Annotated in this window: 1 protein-coding gene; it reads left to right on the forward strand. The window is 49.0% G+C overall.

Going from position 1 to position 539, the window contains the following annotated elements:
• A partial coding sequence (locus tag ACLI09_RS18035) for a fibronectin type III domain-containing protein (RefSeq protein WP_411421037.1) occupies positions 1–539 on the forward strand: 539 nt, incomplete at both ends.

Genomic DNA, 539 nt, shown 5'->3' on the forward strand with positions numbered 1-539 from the left:
TGTCCTTTATCCGGATGCAAGTTATACACCTGCATGTACAGGAAGTGCAGAGTCCATCACTCCATTCGCTTATGCGGGAGAATACAGCAATGTGGTTTTAACTGCAAATACATCCTATATATTTTCAAGTTCGGTAACTACCGACTTTATTACCATAACAAACAGTACCGGTACTACCGTGCTGGCATCTGGTAGCACACCATTAACCTGGAATACCGGCGAGAACAGCGGTACCTTGCGTTATTATTTCCATACAAACTCGGCCTGCGGCACCCAAAACACCAATAGGACACGATACATACAATGCGGTAGCACATGTGCACCGCCTACTGCTGTTGCGGGTACCCCTACAGGCCCCAATACAGCTACCCTTAGCTGGACAGCGCCTGCAACAAGCACACCAACCGGCTATCAGTATGTGCTAACCGTGTTTGCGACCGATCCCGTAGCCGGCACAACCTTAACCACTACCACGGCTACCACTATACCTTCATATACGTTAGTTCCCGGGGTTAACTACTACCTGCACGTAAGAAGCG

The sequence above is a fragment of the Flavobacterium sp. RHBU_24 genome, assembly GCF_046613695.1.
Lineage (GTDB): Bacteria > Bacteroidota > Bacteroidia > Flavobacteriales > Flavobacteriaceae > Flavobacterium.